The sequence below is a fragment of the Succinimonas amylolytica DSM 2873 genome, from assembly GCF_000378405.1.
GTDB lineage: Bacteria > Pseudomonadota > Gammaproteobacteria > Enterobacterales > Succinivibrionaceae > Succinimonas > Succinimonas amylolytica.
The window spans coordinates 1902930-1921675 of record NZ_KB899636.1; the positions used below are offsets into that span (position 1 = coordinate 1902930).

An 18746-nucleotide genomic window follows, 5' to 3' on the forward strand; every position below is an offset into this window, starting at 1 on the left:
AATAGTCAGGGCCAGTGAGGAATCACAGTTCTTAGGTTTTGCTTTCACTCAGCGTGTGAGCCAAAAATTAAAGGACGCCTATCCGGGTACACGTTATTTCCCAACGGTTCATAAGAAGAAGCGTGTGAAGTTTGCAAACTCCGTCAAAGAAATCCTCGATAGAAGGGCAAAAGGTGGTATAGCCACGGTCAAGCGTAAGCTGGAAATGAAGATACGCGGATGGAGTAATTATTTCTACGGGGCTGTTCCAGACTCGTGGATGAAAGAAACGGATGCGTGGATCAGAAGGCGTGTCAGGCAGCTTCTCTGGAAGCAGTGGAAGAAGCCGGGCAAAAGGCTTGAGGAGTTCAGGAAAAGGGCGAAGCGAGTTCCTTTAAAATCCGAATATGCGTATTCCTCTAATAGGTACTGGACTATGTCCATGACTCCTGTAATTCACAGAATTCTTAGTAATAAGCGTCTGCTGAGTGAGGGATGGGCTACTTTGGAACAGTTTGCGTGGAAGGGCTGATATATTTACTTCTGCGTTTATCGTTTTGAACCGCCGAATGCGGATCCGCACGTTCGGTGGTGTGGGAGGGGTGAGTTAGGCTCCCCCTACCCGATGTCTGTACTCCGGGAAATATGCTTCAGGTTCTCCCTGCCGGGATTATTTTGGCAGGAACAGCCGGATCAGGGCTTAGGGGATTTTTGTCCGGTGCTGAATGCCCGGTGGCGATTTCTATATGCGCGGATTTCCCGGAGTCTGCGAAACGGCAGGGGCATTTATGATATAATTCCGCTGCCGGAGGCGTTTCTCCGGAGCTTTTCGGGGACACCGTTCGGACTGTCGCCGGACTGCGTGTGATATGACGGGCTTCCGGAATTTTTCCGGTGCCGTCAGAGGTGATAAAGGTACGGTTACCTTTATTCAGTAATTATCCATAGGCCGCTTAGAAATGAGTAAAGTTTATAATTTTTCAGCTGGACCTTCCATGCTTCCCGAGCCGGTGATGGCCAGGGCACAGAAGGAGTTTCTTAACTATAACGGACTGGGCATGAGCGTTATCGAAATGTCTCATCGTTCCAAGGAATATCAGGCTCTTGCTGACGAAGCGGTCCAGGATCTTCGGGATATCATGAAGCTTCCGGATAATTACAAGGTTCTCTTTATGCACGGCGGCGGCCGCGGCATGTTTGCCAGCGTTCCCATGAATCTGGCCGCCAAAGACGGTACTGCCGACTATGTTCATACCGGAGCCTGGTCCGGATATGCTCTTAAGGAGGCCAGGAAATATACCGGTGTTAACGCCATTGAACTGGAATGCCTGAATGAGAAGGGCCAGCATTCTCTGAATATGGATGCGCTGAAGCTGGATCCGCAGGCCGCCTATGTTCACTACTGCATGAACGAAACCATTCACGGCATCGAGATTTTTGAGCCGCTGAATACCGGCAGTGTCCCTCTGGTGGCTGATGCCTCTTCAACGATTCTGTCCCGGCCGGTGGATGTGAGCAAGTTCGGTATTATCTATGCCGGTGCACAGAAGAATATCGGACCGTCCGGTTTCTGTGTGGTCATTATCCGCGAAGATCTTATCCGCGAGGCAGCTCCCTTCACTCCCGATATCTGCGACTTCAGAATCACCTGCGACAAGGGATCCATGTTCAATACTCCGAATACCTTCGCCTGGTATCTTTCCGGACTGGTGTTCAAGTGGATCCGGGATGAGATTGGCGGTCTGGAGGCGATGGAAAAGCGCAATGCTGCAAAAGCCGCACTGCTTTATGATTTTATTGATTCCTCAGACGGCTACTACGTAAACAGCGTGGATCCGGCATACCGTTCCCGCATGAATGTAGTGTTCAATCTCCGTGACGAATCTCTGAATGAGGCCTTCCTGAAAGAGGCCAAGGAAGCCGGTCTGGTAGGTCTCAAGGGCCACCGTGTTCTTGGAGGCATGCGTGCCAGTCTTTATAATGCGATGCCACTGGAGGGCGTGCAGGCTCTTACCGAGTTTATGGACAGCTTTAAGAGCCGGCACTGATTCTCCGGGGATCTGAAATGACTCCCGCTCCTCTCCTGCCGGGAAAGGAGCTTTGAGCCGGATATGACCTGGCTCTGAAAGGCATGGCCGCGAACAGCGGCTGTGCCTTTCTGTTTTTGTTTTGGAGAAGGTTTTGTCCTGCGAATCCAGGAAGAGCCAATTTATTCAGAAGCCGCTAATTTGTAAGGACGGCAGTATCAGTCCGGACGCTTCTGCCCGGCAAGCCCTGCGGTCAGGGTGCAGCATTTCCGGAACAGGAGGTACAGCTGGTTGCGGATCCTGAAAATCCGGTTCTGCCGGGTTCCTTCAGGATGGTTCAGCAGAACGGAGACTACTTCTTCTGCGGAAGCCTCGCAGCCGGTGTCCCAGTTAAAGTAGCGGGGATAGAGGATAAGGGATCCGATAACCAGATCCGTAATATCGGTGATGACGTTTGCACGGCGTTTACGGGCCGCTACTGCAATTTCGTTTCCATCCAGCGCACAGATGTCTTCGGTAAGACCGTAGCCGGCGTAAAACGGCATGCCATAGCAGACCACCTTTTTTCCCCGGAGCAGAGCTTCAAAACCGGTGAGGGAGCACATGGTATGAATCTCGTCTGCGATTTCCGCCAGATCCAGAGGGCTGTAGCTGTCGGTGCACAGAAAATCGACATGATGCTTAAGCTCGTCCTTTTCCGGAAAGCCGTTGCGAAGTCCGCTCAGGACATCGGGATGGATTTTTACGATGATAAGTGCCCGGGGATTATCCTTCCGGACTCTGCGAATGAGGGAGAGATTGTTATAGCCCAGTCCGCCCAGAACCACCGAGGCATCCTGATCCACCTGAGCGGGGATAAAAATAACCCGATCGAATTTTCCGGGATTCTCCCGGAGCAGAGCGGCAACCTCGTGTACCGGATTAATGCGGCAGCCGCTGCGGTATTTTGTTATCCCGCCGTCAATAACGATCCGGCGGAGCCTGTCAGCCCGGGTGCGGAGTTCCTGATAATCAGAACGGGTACGGAGAGATGTCAGAATGTTTTCCAGATCCGACGGACCGGAAGGATCGTAGTAAATTCCGGATCTGTCCAGGGCCAGAGAGTAGGGATAGAAAAAGTTGCAGCCGAGGCCGTTGGATCTGATAAAGGCATCTTCGATTCTGATAACTGGAATGCCCCGGGCGGCGAGATCCCTAGCCAGATTCCTGAGTTTCGTACAGTGGGCTTCATTGGAAGCCCAGAATGCCACAATGTCATCGTCGCCTGGTTTTGCAGAAAGCTGCCCGGTGTTCAGCCGGTGTTTCAGACTTCTTATTCCGGCGAATCTGATCCGGTATCCCTTAAAAAACGCCGGCAGTACCCTGCGTTTCCAGAAGGTGGTCATTACAAAGGTTACAGTGGTCATAAAGCGAAATTCTCAGATCCGGGGAACGGAACCGGGAAGCCTTGTCCGGATGGCTATGAACAGCCGAAAATAAGCTCCCGTTTCTCCGCCATTATCTTTTATGGATAATAAACCCGGCACCGGCTAGGAGGCCGCCAATAGCTCCGTAGAGGTGGGACGGGGCCGATACCCTATAGTTTGCTGCCTCGTTCACCTGCTGTCTCAGCGAGGTGAAATTGAAATTGCTGCCATACAGGTTGCGGGTAATTTCGTCGAACCCGAACTGGGGATGATTGAAATCGATGTAGATTTTAATGCCGATAGCGGCCAGAATCACGGCTCCTTTCCAGTCCTTTTCCAGAAACAGTCTGGCCAGTGCTGCGGCGGCTGCCATGCCGTGCAGGGCTCCGGACATGCCGGCGTACTCCGTGGTATCAGTAAGGAAGAATATTCCCAGGGTGACACAGATTCCCGAAAACACAAACGAAGTCAGGCGGTGTCCCCAGGTGGCACATGATTCTCCGAAGAAGAAAAACCATATCAGAAACAGGCCGGCAAGATTTTCCACAAGATGCTGGGTGTCGTAATGGGCGAAATTTCCGGTCAGGAACTGCCAGTACTCATGTCCGTGAGAAATGTCCCAGCGGCTGAGACTCCAGATTACCGGATGTTCAAGCGAACACGCCAGAGCTGCGGCAACCAGAAGTGCAAATACAATAATGTTGATGACCTGTCCTTTCATAAGAAATCCTGATGAAGAAGAAACGGATGAAATATCTGAGAAAGCGGTACCCGGGATAAAAAGGGAATCCGATTCCGCCCAGATAATTATAGGCCTTTTGCGGAGCATTATCCATAACTTCAGGGACGTATTATTAAGGAGTGCCGAAACCTGAGAAGATCTTAAATAGAATTTGCCCGGATTTATATGACGGATCCTGCCGGTCAGTTTACTGCGGGAAAGCAGAACTGTTTATCAAAAATATCCGATAATCAGGAAATTATTAAGAGCGTGAACAACTCCTGAGGTGATGAAATACCGCGTTCTCCGAAAGTATATTTACAGGCGCAAATATCAGTATTGAAGTAAAAATGATACTGAGAATAATTCCTTACTGCCAGTGATAGGAAGGGAAATGTAAAAAGGAGAATTATTAACCGATTATCAGAAATGATGGCGGACAATGATGAAATTAAAAGGCTTCTCTATGAGAGAAGCCAAATCAAAAGAAGTAATAATTAAAAATTACTGAGCATTCATCTGCTGTTCGATGGCGGCAATTTCATCATCGGACATTCTGTAGTGTTCCTTGTCAGTAATTCCGTCAGCATCCATGCGTTCCTTGAGAGGAAGCGGAGTTTTGCCCTGACCGGTCCAAAGCTTTTCCTCGCCGGCAAGAGTGGTGTAGCGGTACTTAGGAACAACAGGCTTTCTCGGCTTGCGCTCTTTCTTCTCTGAAGGGGCGGTATTCTTAGTATAGTGAGCAAGGAAATCCTCTTCGGAGATGCCGGAGCTTTCGCGAATGGCATCAATCTGCTTCAGGGCTTCTTCATAAGCCTTAAGACGATTTTCGCGGTCGGCAATTTCCTGCTTGCGTTCCTCAATAACCTGATTAACCTTGGTGATAATATCCTGGAGTTCGGCTATGGTTAAATCCTTGGTAGCGGTTTTAAGTGATTTAACGGTGCTGAGAGCACTTTTTAAAGCATTTGCTTTGGTTTCATGAGAAAAAGCCATTATTCATTCCTTGTTATCTTTCTAATGAATTCGTTTACTCTATTATACACAGTTTTTTATGGTTTAAAATGTTTTTACTAATTTTTTTTTCAAACTTTAATAAAATCGAAATCAGCACTGCAAAAGTACCGGTTCAAATCTCGAAAAACGGTTAAAAACTAAACTAGATAATTGTGATAAAACCTGATAACTGAATTCCGGAACAATGCTGCGGTACAATTATTCAAATGCTTTTTAGGCGGCTTTGCCGATGTGTGATTATTGATTAATTATAGCGGTTGCGGAAGGATGATATTCCTGGTGTATATACAGGATTTAAATATTCGTCCGAATATGATAAATTCGTTATTTTCTGATGTTGCAAAATATTAAGTATCCGTATTTTCAGGAGGGAAGGATTAAATTCCCGGAGGAAAATCGCTCTTTCGGAGATATGAAAGCGGGCTCAGGAATTATGAGTATTCTGATTATTATGCAGTTCTGAGAAGCACCGGAATGGAGGAAATTGCATACACTTTTGCCGGGTAAAAAAAAACCGGCATAGCACCGGCTTTATAACAAGAATCGGAGATCAGCTCTTCATGAATTTTCCGGCCCATTCGTTGGACTGCTGATAGATTTCAATTGCCCGGGATTCGGTAATGCCCAGTCTCTTGGCACGGAGAGTTACAGTGTCAAAATCCAGATTTTCATAATCCTTTACGAAGTTGAGGTAGAAGGCCATCTCTCCCTTGTTTTTGAGTATGGCCTCCTTAATGGGAGCTGAGATGGGCATTTCGTCCATAATCTCCTTCATATCCTTCTGCATGATGGTGTCCAGGAGGGAAAACAGGCCGCACAGAAAAGCCTCGTCGGGATCCGTATGACCTTTTCTTTCCTTGGAAAGCATTTCGCAGAAGGCTGCTCTGGTCAGGGACATCTGATAGAGCTCTGAGGGGGCGTCATTCCCCAGTGATGTGGCGGAGATCAGGTATACGAAGCGCCGGAGCTCCTGCTTGCCCATATATACCACCGCATGGCGGAACGAGGTGATGGGCTCGGAACCGTAGCGGACGTTGTTGGCATAGCGCAGAAGCTTGTATGCCAGAGACAGGTCCTGCTTAAGCAGCTTTTCTACAGCGTCATAATTGATTTCAATAGAGGCAACCTCCCGGAAAAGCTGCATCACTGTCATTTGATTCTGGGATAGTGCACGATCCTTGACTATTATCGGTTTGGAGAAGAAGTAGCCCTGATAGAGGGTACATCCTATTTGCTGTGCTGCGTCAAAATCCTCGGGGGTTTCGATTTTTTCCGCCAGAAATGAGAGATTGGGGAAACGGGTATGCTTGGAAATATAGCTTCTGATAACCGGTACCGGATAGGCCCTGAAATCGAATTTAATAATGTCTACAAAAAGCAGGAAACGCTCCCAGTCCGGGCTCATGTTGAAATCGTCCAGGGCAATGCGGAATCCTTTTGATTTCAGACTCTTGATGTGCTCAAAAAGGGAATCGTTGGGCACGCAGTCTTCAAGAACCTCAATCACTACCTGGTCAACCGGCAGAAAATCAATGATGTTGTGTACAAACAGAGGATAGGGGAAATTTATAAAACAGAGCTTGTCGCCTACGAGAGATGAAATTTTGTTGTCTATAAACTGCTGTGTAATCAGGGTTGCTGTTGCAGCCTCTGCGGTGATTTCCTTAGGGTAGGCGTTAGTAAGCCCGTTACGATACAGAAGCTCATATCCTACTGTATTTTTATCGGCGTCTAGTATCGGCTGTTTCGCCACATAGGAGAACATCTCGCTCATGTTAAAAATCCCCTTCAGTACTGCTTTAAATACATATACCATTATCTTAATAAATGGGATTTTATAAAACCTGCAAATTGCAGTCAGTCAACAAGGATCACGTTTTTTTGGCAAATATCAATAATCTTTTAACACCAGTCCCAGAAAATTCAGTCATGCTGGGACAACAGGAAAATAAAATACTGTGAAAACGTTTGTGATATTTGGTGCGGCTCTAATTACCGGGAACGGATATCCGGCAGCGAAAACGGGAATTCCGGAACTGCCGGAGGTGAATATATTATTTCCGAAAATCCGGCCGCTGAAGGTGAAATCATCCGGTAAAGGAATGATTTCCGGGGGACGGAAAATAAAAAAGGCATGACCCAATGAATCATGCCGCAAAACGAAGTAAGAATAGATTTATCAGTGTAGTTATGTCTCCTTCATTATAATTATTTCAGAGTCTGCCGCACGGTCTCGTAAATCTCCCCGTTAAGACCATAAGGGTTAATGCCGCGCTTGGCTTTGGGCTTCTTATAATTCTTGTTTTTGGAAACAAGCTTATAGAGCTTCTTTCCGTCCCATTTTGAGGCGTCAGCCCCCTTGGACCAGCAGGCACAGGAGAGCTTTTCCATCTCCTCCTTGACCCCGGGATTGTTGTAGAAGGGGAGTCCGGAAAGGCCGACTATAGTCTTTTCCGGCCAGCGCTTCTGAGCCCATTCAATGATGGCGGTACGGCATTTTATAGGATCATCCTTCTTCCAGGATCCGGCGAAGGCTCTCCAGTATCCCATGTAGTCAACACGCTGATGCAGCCAGCCGTAGATGCCATATCTTCTGCGGTACATGAGTATGCTGTAAATTATGAAGATAATGAACAGGATTCCGGCCACAATTGCTGCAAACACCTTGTAGGCAGTTTTGGGATCGCGGGGGATGTAATCGCTGAAACTGAAGCCGTTGATATCATAGGTGGTTCCGAGAACGACAATGCTGTTGACCTTGCCGTCATTGGGGTTCTTCCATTCGATAACGCTCTGGTCTGCCACAAACTTGGTGTGGTTGCGCAGGGGAACGAACACCTGCTTGACAACTCTGGTGGATTTGAGCTGCTTGTTGCGCATGAGCTGTTCCGTTTCGGTGGTAACATCCTCATAGTACTCAAAGTCCATCTCGTTGAAATCCGGTACCGGAACCCGAGGCAGCTGGGAAAGGCTGTTGTTGGTGGCAATATAGGTAATGGTTCTGGTGATGGGGTCACCTACATGAATGTTTTCATCAACAGGATTCCACTTAACAGAAATGCTCAGATTGTCGGAGACAATGAGATTTTCCGGATTCGGTCCCACGGTGATGGTAACATCCTTGGCCTTCTGCATGAACTGGCTTTCCCCGTTCCCTGACAGAACATTGCCGCTGATAGAGGGGCCCTGAATGGTAATCTGGCCTTCCTTGGTAAATACCGCCTTGTATTCGCGGATGGTGGTCTTGTAGAACCGGTTTCCGGCGCTGGCCCGGCTGACGGTTCTCTCGGCAAACAGCTCAAAATGCACACCGGCTCCCTTAGGGGGAGTGTAGGTGGTGATTTTGACCTGCGGCAGATTGTCCACTTCTACGCGGTACATGGCCAGCTGGTTTTTTATGGGGTTCTGAGCCCTGAGCTGCGCTTTGATATAATTCTTGGCGCGAATGCCCTCAACCTGCTTTACCTTGAGGTCAAACTTGGGAGTGCTGAGATCCGAGGTATTGCCAACGGGCATGGGAGGGATCTTTATGAGACCGGCCCGGTTCGGCACCAGCGGTATTACCCAGGTATGGGTGTACTCATTGGTGCTGGAAAACACCACGTTGCCGACTGTAAAGTCCTTATTAAGCACTGTGTAGTTGAGATCCCCGGCGGATATCGGCCGCGGAGTTGTCAAAGCGATATACAGCTTGAATCCGGTACCGTCGTGGAACAGCACGGTCTTGTCGGTACTGATTTTGAAGGAGCTTTTCGTCGGAGCTGCAGCCGGCGCTGCGCCCGTCTGGTCGGCATTTTCTGCCGCATGCACCGCATCCAAAGCTCCCAGTCCCGAGAGACCGAGCAGAGCAAGGAGCATTACAGAAAAAAACTTACTGACTACCATAGCTGTTCCAAATTACCTCTTGCTTGTTTCTTTTTCTGCTGAAGAATGAACCGTTTCTGTAACAGACTGCCGCGTTCGCCCGGATCGATCATCACGGTGCTGGCTTCTGTGTTGACAGTATTCAGAGACTGAGCCGAGCTTTCGTCGATAACGCTTACCTGACGGCTTTTGCTGATCTCGTCCAGCTTCCTGAGATACTCGACAATAACGGTCTTGTTCATGCTGGCCTCGGAGTGATCCGGATTAAGCTCCAGAGCCTGTTCGTAAGCCAGAATCGCATCCTTGAGAGCTCCGGGGGTATTCATATGGGCAAAGCAGTTCCCGATATTGTATTTTGCTTCGGCATCGTTCCCAAGACTCTGGTATTCCTGCAGGGCCTTGTCATAGCGCCCGATGCGGTACCAGGCATTGCCGCGCCACATATGATCCTTCAGATAGAACAGAGCCTTTTCATACTGGCGGTCCTTGTACAGGAGATAGCCGTACTCGTTAGGATGCTTCTCGCCTTCCTCCTCGGTCATTTCAGTGACGTCAGCCAGTGCCGGGGTCGGGGTGAGCAGAGTGGCGGTTCCCACCATGAAGGCAAACAGCAGCGCAAAGAAGTAGTTGCGAACAAATCCGAATACGGAAAGCAGGGAAACCAGCAGGAAGATGTAGCCGATATCCTTGTTCTGGTACTTGCTCTTGGCAGTCTGCTGATACTTCGGGTGTTCGTAGCTGTACATCTGTTCCAGGTGCGGAGCCTCATCGTTGAACTCGTAGTAGATCTTGGCGCCGGAGCGCTTGGCAACCTCGTCAATGAGCTCGGTGTGCAGTCTTGCCATTACGGTTTCGCCGTTGCTGTCATGCATGAGCTCTCCTCTGAAGCGCACGGGCTTCCCGGTCGGGGTTCCGATGGCATAGATGTATACCGGATACTTGCAGCGCTGAATGAAATCCGATACCGCTATGAGCTCGTTTTCATCCTTGATGTCGTCGGTAACGAGCAGAATGTTGCCCGGGGTGTCCTGGCTGTTATTGAGAGCCTTCTGGGACTCCTGCTCGCGGTCAAGAACCTTTTCGGCCATCTCGAGAGCCTGAAGAGGATCAGATCCGAGAGTGGGCATGATCTCCGGGCTCATTTCCTGCAGAGAAAAGAGCAGGGTCGAGGTGTCGTCGGTCAGAGGCGTTACCACATAGGTATTGCTGGTAAAGCCCATAATCGATATCCGGCGGTGCTGCTTCGAAGCATTCAGAAGCTCGATCAGACTGAAACGGGCTCTCTGGAAGCGGCTGGGCTTAAGATCTGCCGCCATCATTGACGGAGAGGAATCAATAAGCCACACCCAGTTTTCGTCGGTCTGGAAGAGCTCGCTTTTCTGTTTAATAGCAGGACCGGACAGGGCGATCACTGCGGAAATATACGGAATGAGAAGCCAGCCGTATTTCTTCCAGAGCTTGGGCTTGGCGATCAGATCCTTTCTTTCCTGTTCGGTAATTTTTTGAACTCCGGGACGGGCATCTTCAACTTCGTCCTCAGATTCTGCATCAGCCTCATTGAGCTGGACGCGTTTCTTGGGAATAAGGAAATTAATGATGTCTTCCTTTATGAAGCTCTGCAGCTTGTAATTCTTGGCAAAATCTACATAGATGAATATCAGCGGCAGGAGCAGGGCGCCCAGCATTACCGGACGCAGCAAAGTAAAATCAACCATTGATTCTCCTTACTTGTATAGCTGTTGCCAAAGCCAGAATGAGGGAAATAATTAAAGGATAAAAATACAGCTCCCTTTCAGGCTGGAACGACTCGGCATCCGATTCTGTGGCTTCCAGGAAGTTGATCTCCTGATAGCGGCCGTGAAGGGATCTGCTGTCCCGGGCTCTGTAATAGGCTCCGTGAGTCGTTTCCGCAATTTTCTTGAGAGTTTCCTCGTCAAGCTCCGCGCTGGTATCATGGCTGTCAAGCCCCCGGTCGTCGGCAGAGAAAACGCCGCCGCCAAAACCGATGGTGTAAATCTTCATATCCTTGTCGCGGGCGATGGAGGCCGCTTCCAAAGGCTGAATGCCTTCAGCGGTGTTGCGTCCGTCGGAGAGAAGAATCATGATCTTCTGATTGGTGCCGGCCTCCTCAAAGCGTTCCACGGCAAGATTAATGGCATCGCCGATATTGGTCAGCTGTCCGGCCATGCTGGCATCAATTTCGTCCACCAGCTCTAAAAGAGATTTTTTATCGAAGGTCAGAGGTGACAGCACGTAGGCATGATCCGCAAACAGGATGACTCCCATACGGTCATTGAATTTGCCGTCCCGGTTTTCAATAAATTCCTTGAGCTGCTTCTTCACTACCTGAAAGCGCGAAATCGGCTTGTTGCTGGCATCATACATGTCCTGAATTTCCATGGAGTCGGAAATATCAACGGCCAGCATGATGTCACGGTGCGGCCGGTTGATGACTATCATGGTGTCAAGGTAATAGGGGCGCATTATTGCCAGTATCAGAAAAAACCAGGCAGCCATGCCCAGCCCGAACAGGAAATAAACCTTGTTCTTGGGTTCATGCGGCAGATAATGCGGCAGCGAGGTAATGTAGATAAACTCGTTTTTCTTGCTCTTGCCCGGAAGAACTCTGATGATCAGGGGAAGAAAAACCAGAAGGATCATCCAGAACCAATGGAATCCTACCTGAGTACCCATAGTCTTCTCCTTAGGTTTGCAAAGAGCCATTTCTTACACTGAGAAACAAGCATTTTCTTTTCTTTATCGTTAATGCCGATGTTGTGATAATCGTAAATTACCTGATTCCAGGCGGTGGTAAAAAGCTCAAAGCTGGTACCGTTGCCGCCTTTGACATGGCTGTTATTGGCAGTGGACTGTTCGCGTCCGGAGGTTCTCGAGGCCTGATACAGGGTGGCTACCTTTTCAAACTCCGAATCACGGATCTGCTGCTCCATATACTTGCTGCCGGACTTGAAGGAGTTAAGAGCTCCGTTGGAGATTATGTCCTTCTGTACCGGTACGGAATCCGGACGATCCAGAAACTCAAGCCACTTTTCACCGCAAAGACCGGCAATGCGATCGCGAGGGTACATAATAAGGGCAGTTTCCTTCAGCCAGTAGTTTATGAGAGGAACAAAGGCCTCGCTTTTTATGTCAATCTTGCGAAGGCGCAGATAAGCCGCAAAGAGCGGGAAGAGACGGTACAGCACATAAAAAATCATGCCGGCCACAACAATTCCCAGGATAACCCAAAGCCACCAGACGCTGTAGTCCGACGGAGGCACACCCTCGTGAATATCCCTCAGAAGTGAATAGTCAAATTCCATTTACTTCACCTCGTTTTCGCTGTCGCTAGTGTCCTGCTCTTCTCTCTTTCCCAGCAGCGGGTCTGAAACATCTATGCAAATGTTTTTCTGAGAAGCTTCGGTAAGCATGCGGTTAATATTGTGTATGCGGTGGACTCCGATACGCCGGTAGTTGTCAACAAAATCCTTGTTGAGAGAGCTGATGAAGCCCTGATTGTTTCCGGTGTTGATGCCCACGGTACCCTTGCCGTCAATTTCCATTTCCAGCTTGTCATATATCTGATAGGTTCTCACAATGTGAGACTTGTTGAGTCTTCTCAGATACAGCCAGGCATTGTCGTTCAGACGGTAGAAGTCGCTGATTATGTGAAAGACGCTTCCCGGGCGGGCGTGGTTTACAAAAATTTCCAGTCCGTTGCTTATGGAGTAATCAAAATTCTGGCGTCTCAGCCCGATTTGGTATGCTTCGTATACCTTGCGAATCCAGGCTAGCATGTCGCCGCGCATTCCGCCAGGCTTGTGTCGTATCGGAGTGTCACCGAGAATTATCATCCCGCCAACCTTGTCCTTCATGTCAAAAGCCTGCCAGGCGCAGGATGCTGCGATCAGCGATCCGAAGCGAGCCTTCAGCTGTCCCTGAGATCCGAAATACATGGCCGGATCCAGATCCAGAATAATGTATACGTTACGATCGCGCTCTTCTCTGAAGAGCTTGGTAAAGGTTTTTCCGGTGCGGGCAGTTATTCTCCAGTCTATGGTTCTGATATCGTCGCCCGGCTGATAGGAACGAACCTCAGAGAATTCCATTCCTCTGCCGCGGCTGTTTGCTCTCAGGAGACCATAGCGCTGACTCGCAACCATGATGTTGGGTAATAGCTGTGACAAAGGAGGAACCAGCATCAGTTCCTCAAATTTAAGCTCAATCCCGTTTGGCATTGTTTAATCCTTCTGGTGCATAACGGTTTGTCACGAAAAATGCTGTTTGATACAAAGAGAAGCAGAGTGTTGCCTCTGCTCCTCTGGTCTTTATACCGATCCTCAGGCTACCACTACCTTCTTGGTAAGGAGCTCGATGACTCGGTTGGCATCCACGCGGTCAGCTTCCGCTTCCATTGTCAGGAACATACGATGTCTGAATACCGGATAGACGCAGTACTGAATATCTTCAGGTGCTACATAGCTCCGGCTGTCAAGCCAGGCGTTAACCCGGGCACAGTTAGCCAATGCCATGGTGGCACGAGGAGATACACCGCAGGCAATCCATCTGGCCAGATCAGTGGAATCGTAGCTGTACGGACGACGGGTAGCCATAGTCAGATTGATGATGTAGCTTTCCAGAATATCCGGCAGAGTTACCTCAAGAACCTCTCTTCTGGCCGCGAACAGCTCGTTCTGGGTCAGTGAAGGCGGCTCCTCGCGGGCTGCGTTTCTGGATTCAAGATGGTTCAGTCTGAGAATCTGCAGCTCGGTACCCTGATCCGGATAGTTAAGCTCCAGCTTAAGCATGAAACGGTCAAGCTGAGCTTCGGGGAGCGGGTAGGTGCCTTCCTGTTCCAGAGGGTTCTGGGTAGCCATTACCAAGAACAGATCGGGAAGCCGGTAAGTCATCTTGCCGATGGTAATCTGTCTTTCAGCCATCGCTTCCAGAAGTGCCGACTGCACCTTTGCCGGTGAACGGTTGATTTCGTCCGCCAGGAGCAGGTGGTGGAACAGAGGACCAGGCTGGAATACGAAAGTACCATCCTGAGGCCGATATATATCTGTACCGGTAAGGTCGGCAGGCAGAAGATCCGGTGTGAACTGAATACGGTGAAAGCGACCTTCGATGCATTCGGCCAGGAGCTTGATGGCACGGGTCTTTGCCAGTCCGGGAGGTCCTTCTACAAGAATGTGGCCATCAGCGAGCAGCGCTGTAAGCAGTCCGTCTACCAGCTCTGGCTGGCCGACGATGTTGCGGTTCATATACTCGCGAACCTTTAACACAGCTTCATTAGACATGAAAATAAAATCCTTTTTTCTTATCTGCGGCATATACCGCCAGAATCAATATCGGGAATCCGTCCGGATTCGCCTCAATATAGCAGCCGCGGCATCTTCACCTCTGTTCTGCTTCCTGAAAATTACTCGCCTTAACAGGAAAACGGCAGGGGGCAGACTGAAAAGTCCGTCGGTGCTCAGATCTGTTTTAAGATAATGGAAAAATTGCGAGTCTGTTAATTTTTTCGCTCAGCAGGCTTTCAAAATTGGTCTTGTATCACTTTTTAGGACTTTTTGATACTCTGCCGGCAGGGAAGCTGGTGTATTTTTGTACAGGGCGATTTTTTTCGGCTGAACCGGCTGAAAAGGATTCTTTTGTTGTGATTTTCAGGGGGGACTGTACAGATGAATGCCAGAGATGCTGTTGCCGGGGGCGGATTGGTAATTCTGATGCGTCATGGTGATTATTCAGTTACTGCTGACGGCCGCAAGGGGCTTAATGCTGCCGGAATTGCCGCGGCTGAACGTTCGGCGCGCTTTATAAGCGAGGAACTCGGGATTACCGGGGTTTCCGCGCTGTTTTCCAGTGATGCGGAGCGGGCCTGTGAGACTGCCGAGATTGTAGGACGGCATTTAAAGTATGAGGAAAGAATTCAGGATGTGGCTCTCAGGCCGGGGGGATCCGGAATTGCCGAGCTTGTTTTCAGCGAGTACTGCGAAAAAAGAGTGATAATCGTAACTCATATACCGGTAATTGAGACTCAGTATGCAGCATTCCTGGGCCGAAATGCCTTTTTTGAGTTTCGTCCGGCTGCGCTGACAGTATTAAAGTATATTCCTGGAAAGTTATGCTATGAACAGATAGCTTCATTCCCTGAGTGAGTTCAGATAAAACCGGGGCCGGGAGGTTCTAAGAGCCCGGGAAAACGCTCCGGGGCTTTCTTTATTGGTTTCCCGGGGCGGCTTTCTGGGGGCTGGTGCCGGTGTTCCCGTGGCGGGAGTCGGATTTCTGAGGACTCTGCGGTTTCGCTTCTTTTTTCAGGAGAGTGTTTTTATGTGGAGCGGATCAGGTATTTGAACATTGCCGGGCGGCTTTTTCCTGTTAATCAGCCAGGTTCTCTTTTTTTTTCACTGGCACGGGGTATGATGTAAAACGGGTTCAGGGAAGAACCCGCCGATGGTCCAGGAGTTCAGGGCTGGCTGCAGTCTCGGTTTTTTTGAGAGGATTTTTTCTTTTGCGGATAACAGGAAAACAATCGCCTATGCTCCGGGTATTCAAAAAATTCACGCCGGTTCTTATTGCCAGGCATGTCAGGACCTTTTACAGGGGACAGTTTTCAGTACAGGGTGTCGGAACCTACGAGTTCGACAGGGGCGGGGTGATGCCCCCCAGAGATGCCGACAAGAGATCTCTGGCCATAGTATCCGAAATAAACAGAGAGATTCAGCGCTGCAAGGGAGCTGCCTGAACTGATATTTCCTTCTCTGATATCATTTTTTTTCTGCAGGGATGCTGTGTTCCTGCTTTTTTGTCCGTTTCTTTTTCTGCATTCTTTCCCGGATTGCCGGTCTTTGGTCACAAAATATTCATCTGAAATCCTCAAACGCTGTTTTTTCTACGGCGGACGCATTATTGACGCTATAATTCAGGGAAAATATAGGTAATATGGCGTAAGACGCTTTGTTTTGTTAGGGCATACCACCATGAGTGATAGTAAATCTTTTAAAATTCCGGAGCTTCAGAAGTTTCCGGAAAACATCGAAACCGAATTTGTCGATGAAATGGTAACCGTTAATGATGCTGTACGCTATGCAACCAGCTATCTTATTGAAAGCGAGGTGTTTCTCGGACATGGCACCCAGAGCTGCTGGGATGAGGCCATGTATCTGGTCATGTGTGCCATCAATCTGGATCCCCCGGCTGATTCCGAAACGCTGGAGACGCGTCTTTCGGTACGTGAAAAGAAGAATATTGCCCGGCTGCTCATGTCCCGGGTAAACGATCGCGTTCCTGCTGCCTACCTTACCGGGAGAGCCTGGTTCTGCGGTTTGGAATTTTATGTTGATGACCGGGTTCTCATTCCGAGATCTCCGATTGCCGAAATGATTCAGGCCAGCTTCAAGCCGTACCTTAAGCACTATCCCCGCAGAATTCTGGATATGTGCACCGGAAGCGGCTGCATTGCTATTGCCTGTGCCGATATGTACCGCAAGGGAACTACTATTGATGCCGTCGATATCAGCGAAGATGCTCTGGAGGTATGTTCCGTAAACATTGCCAATTACGGCCTGGAGAATGTGGTATTCCCATACCAGAGCGATCTTTTTGCCGAGATCCCTGATGATGAGCGCTACGATCTCATTGTCTGCAATCCGCCGTATGTGGATTCCTGCGATCTGGAAAATATGCCGGAGGAATATTCCCATGAGCCCCGTCTGGCTCTGGAGGCCGGTGATGACGGGCTCGGCATCGTGAAGAGAATTCTGGCCTCCGCCTCCTACTATATGGCCGAAAACAGTATTCTGGTATGCGAGGTCGGTAACAGCAGAGTGGCTCTGGAGGAGGAATTTCCGGAGGTGCCGTTCCACTGGGTGACCTTTAAGAACGGCGGGGATGGTGTTTTTGTGCTGACGTATGACGAGCTTATTGAATTCGCTGAGATTTTCAGCGTTTACGGTCAAAAGGAGGAAGCGAAATAATGGCCGGAAATACTTTTGGAGAGCTGTTCCGGGTTACCACCTGCGGTGAAAGTCATGGCTATGGTCTGATGGCTATTGTTGACGGATGCCCTCCGGGAATGGAACTCTCCGAGGAGGATATTCAGCCGGATCTTGACAGAAGACGTCCGGGTACCAGTAAGTTTACTACCATGAGAAACGAGCCGGATACAGTAAAGATCGTTTCCGGCGTGTTTGAGGGAAAAACCACGGGCACCCCTATCGGTCTTCTGATTACAAATGTTGACCAGAAATCCAAGGACTATGCCGATATCGCCAGAACTTTCAGACCCGGTCATGCTGACTATACCTACATGCAGAAGTACGGGATCCGGGACTATCGTGGCGGCGGGCGGTCATCCGCTCGTGAGACCGCCATGAGAGTGGCTGCCGGAGCTATTGCGAAAAAGTATCTGAGCTCCAAGAGGATCTCTATCAGGGGATATGTCCGGCAGGTCGGTCCGATTTCCTGTTCGCGGGTAGTGCCGGGAGACCGGCAGCTTAATGAGTTTTTCCTGTGTGATAATGCCATGGCAGATCAGGTCAGGGAATATCTGGATGGGATTCTCAAGACCCGGGATTCCTGCGGGGCTCTGGTGGAGGTAACAGCCTCCAATGTTCCCCCGGGACTGGGTGAACCGGTTTTCGGCCGTCTTGATGCCGATATCGCTGCGGCTATGATGGGGATCAACGCGGTTAAGGCTGTTGAGATTGGAGACGGTTTTGCGGCTGCTGCTTCCCGGGGAACAATGTTCCGCGACGAAATGACTCCTGACGGATTTCTTTCTAATCATGCCGGAGGCATTCTGGGCGGTATCAGTTCCGGGCAGGATATTGTGGTCAGAATGGCTCTGAAGCCGACCTCCAGTATCCTGACTCCCGGACGTACCGTTGATGTTGACGGTAAAGCCACGGAGATTGTCACCAAGGGGCGGCATGATCCCTGCGTGGGGATTCGTGCAGTGCCTGTGGCCGAGGCTATGCTGGCGCTGGTGCTGATGGATCACCTGATGCGTAACCGGGCACAGAATGCCGAGGTTACCTGCAGTACGCCGGTAATTCCGGGGAACTCGTCCGCTTACTAGTAAAATCAAATACTGCTTTCAGAAACGTCATGACTCTATGCGGGTTATGGCGTTTTTTTTATGTCTGCAGATTCGGCAATTTCCAGGTGCTAAGTTTTTCTTTGGTGGCGGAGTGTAAAAAATGATGGGCCGGGGGCCTCCTAAAGGCACTTCCGGGGTGGTGACCGAAACCGCTTTAAAAAACGGAAAACCTTGGGCAGGCTAATGTCCTGTGAAGGGGGCAATGTTGATGATAGGGTAATTGAAATCATATGACGGAGACTGTTTATATTATTGGTTATGGACCTGTTCCTTAGTATCCGGATTTTTTTTGTTGTTGTTTGTTTGTTTCGTAATAATACTGCTGTTGCTGAATTGATATTGTGTATGGTGGTGATATGTCAATAAATAAAAGACATCTTCGATCTGTTTTACAGGGGGAAAATTATTATGCGGTGGTTGTTCTGCTGTGATTTATGATAATACTTGCTTATTAAAATGTTGTAATGGTCTGAGAATGTGATTTTATTTTATTTTTTTTTTTTTAATATTTTTTATTTTTGACTATTGCTGCTTTATTTGTTTTATTAATTTTATAGCATATATCGCTCTATTATAATCTGCTGGGCCTGGTCTGTTTCTAATTTGTAGAATGTTATAGTGATTTATCC

The 18746-nt window shown here is 49.1% G+C and carries 16 protein-coding genes; 6 read left to right on the top strand and 10 right to left on the bottom strand.

Features of this window, described 5'->3' with window-relative positions; genetic code table 11:
• Positions 1 to 511: group II intron maturase-specific domain-containing protein (locus tag F557_RS0108485; protein ID WP_044143185.1), on the top strand; the 511-nt coding region annotated here is incomplete at its 5' end.
• Positions 512 to 938: 427 nt separating this feature from the next.
• Positions 939 to 2027, top strand: coding sequence for a 3-phosphoserine/phosphohydroxythreonine transaminase (gene serC / locus F557_RS0108495; RefSeq protein WP_026297830.1), 1089 nt, complete (start codon positions 939 to 941; stop codon positions 2025 to 2027).
• 197 nt (positions 2028 to 2224) lie between these two features.
• On the opposite strand, the gene F557_RS19350 is transcribed toward serC, so the two are convergent.
• From F557_RS19350 to F557_RS0108570, 10 genes are all read right to left on the bottom strand, one after another.
• Positions 2225 to 3412, bottom strand: a complete 1188-nt coding sequence (locus tag F557_RS19350; protein ID WP_019001811.1) for a capsular polysaccharide export protein, LipB/KpsS family — start codon at positions 3410 to 3412, stop codon at positions 2225 to 2227.
• 91 nt (positions 3413 to 3503) lie between these two features.
• Complete coding sequence (locus F557_RS21185) at positions 3504 to 4133, bottom strand: rhomboid family intramembrane serine protease (protein WP_169335179.1); 630 nt, start codon at positions 4131 to 4133, stop codon at positions 3504 to 3506.
• Positions 4134 to 4637: 504 nt separating this feature from the next.
• Complete coding sequence (locus tag F557_RS0108520) at positions 4638 to 5129, bottom strand: H-NS family histone-like protein (protein ID WP_019001814.1); 492 nt, start codon at positions 5127 to 5129, stop codon at positions 4638 to 4640.
• Between the two features lie 571 nt (positions 5130 to 5700).
• A complete protein-coding gene (locus tag F557_RS0108535) occupies positions 5701 to 6924 on the bottom strand; it encodes an EAL and HDOD domain-containing protein (RefSeq protein WP_169335180.1) in 1224 nt (407 codons plus the stop codon).
• 434 nt (positions 6925 to 7358) lie between these two features.
• Positions 7359 to 9035 (bottom strand): BatD family protein, encoded by a 1677-nt coding sequence (locus tag F557_RS0108545; protein WP_019001819.1) that lies wholly within the window; start codon positions 9033 to 9035, stop codon positions 7359 to 7361.
• Positions 9029 to 10729: a vWA domain-containing protein gene (locus F557_RS0108550; protein WP_019001820.1), complete on the bottom strand. Its 1701-nt coding sequence runs from the start codon at positions 10727 to 10729 to the stop codon at positions 9029 to 9031. Before F557_RS0108550 ends, F557_RS0108545 begins: the two co-directional genes overlap by 7 nt.
• Positions 10722 to 11708: a VWA domain-containing protein gene (locus F557_RS0108555; RefSeq protein WP_019001821.1), complete on the bottom strand. Its 987-nt coding sequence runs from the start codon at positions 11706 to 11708 to the stop codon at positions 10722 to 10724. The genes F557_RS0108550 and F557_RS0108555 overlap by 8 nt, the downstream gene beginning before the upstream one ends.
• Positions 11693 to 12337 (bottom strand): DUF4381 domain-containing protein, encoded by a 645-nt coding sequence (locus F557_RS0108560; RefSeq protein WP_019001822.1) that lies wholly within the window; start codon positions 12335 to 12337, stop codon positions 11693 to 11695. Before F557_RS0108560 ends, F557_RS0108555 begins: the two co-directional genes overlap by 16 nt.
• Positions 12338 to 13252, bottom strand: a complete 915-nt coding sequence (locus F557_RS0108565; protein ID WP_019001823.1) for a DUF58 domain-containing protein — start codon at positions 13250 to 13252, stop codon at positions 12338 to 12340.
• Between the two features lie 102 nt (positions 13253 to 13354).
• On the bottom strand, positions 13355 to 14314 hold the full coding sequence (locus tag F557_RS0108570; protein ID WP_026297832.1) for an AAA family ATPase: 960 nt from the start codon (positions 14312 to 14314) through the stop codon (positions 13355 to 13357).
• 384 nt (positions 14315 to 14698) lie between these two features.
• Here F557_RS0108570 and F557_RS0108575 point away from each other — a divergent pair, with 384 nt between their 5' ends.
• The 4 genes from F557_RS0108575 to aroC all read left to right on the top strand — a co-directional run bounded on the left by F557_RS0108575 (position 14699) and on the right by aroC (position 18096).
• Complete coding sequence (locus F557_RS0108575) at positions 14699 to 15175, top strand: SixA phosphatase family protein (protein ID WP_019001825.1); 477 nt, start codon at positions 14699 to 14701, stop codon at positions 15173 to 15175.
• A gap of 380 nt (positions 15176 to 15555) precedes the next feature.
• A complete protein-coding gene (locus F557_RS0108590) occupies positions 15556 to 15762 on the top strand; it encodes a DUF1107 domain-containing protein (protein ID WP_019001828.1) in 207 nt (68 codons plus the stop codon).
• 313 nt (positions 15763 to 16075) lie between these two features.
• The gene (prmB, locus tag F557_RS0108595) at positions 16076 to 16993 is read left to right on the top strand and encodes a 50S ribosomal protein L3 N(5)-glutamine methyltransferase (RefSeq protein ID WP_044143191.1); all 918 of its coding nucleotides are present in this window, start codon (positions 16076 to 16078) and stop codon (positions 16991 to 16993) included.
• A complete protein-coding gene (aroC, locus tag F557_RS0108600) occupies positions 16993 to 18096 on the top strand; it encodes a chorismate synthase (protein ID WP_019001830.1) in 1104 nt (367 codons plus the stop codon). The genes prmB and aroC overlap by 1 nt, the downstream gene beginning before the upstream one ends.
• Positions 18097 to 18746: the final 650 nt, after the last annotated feature.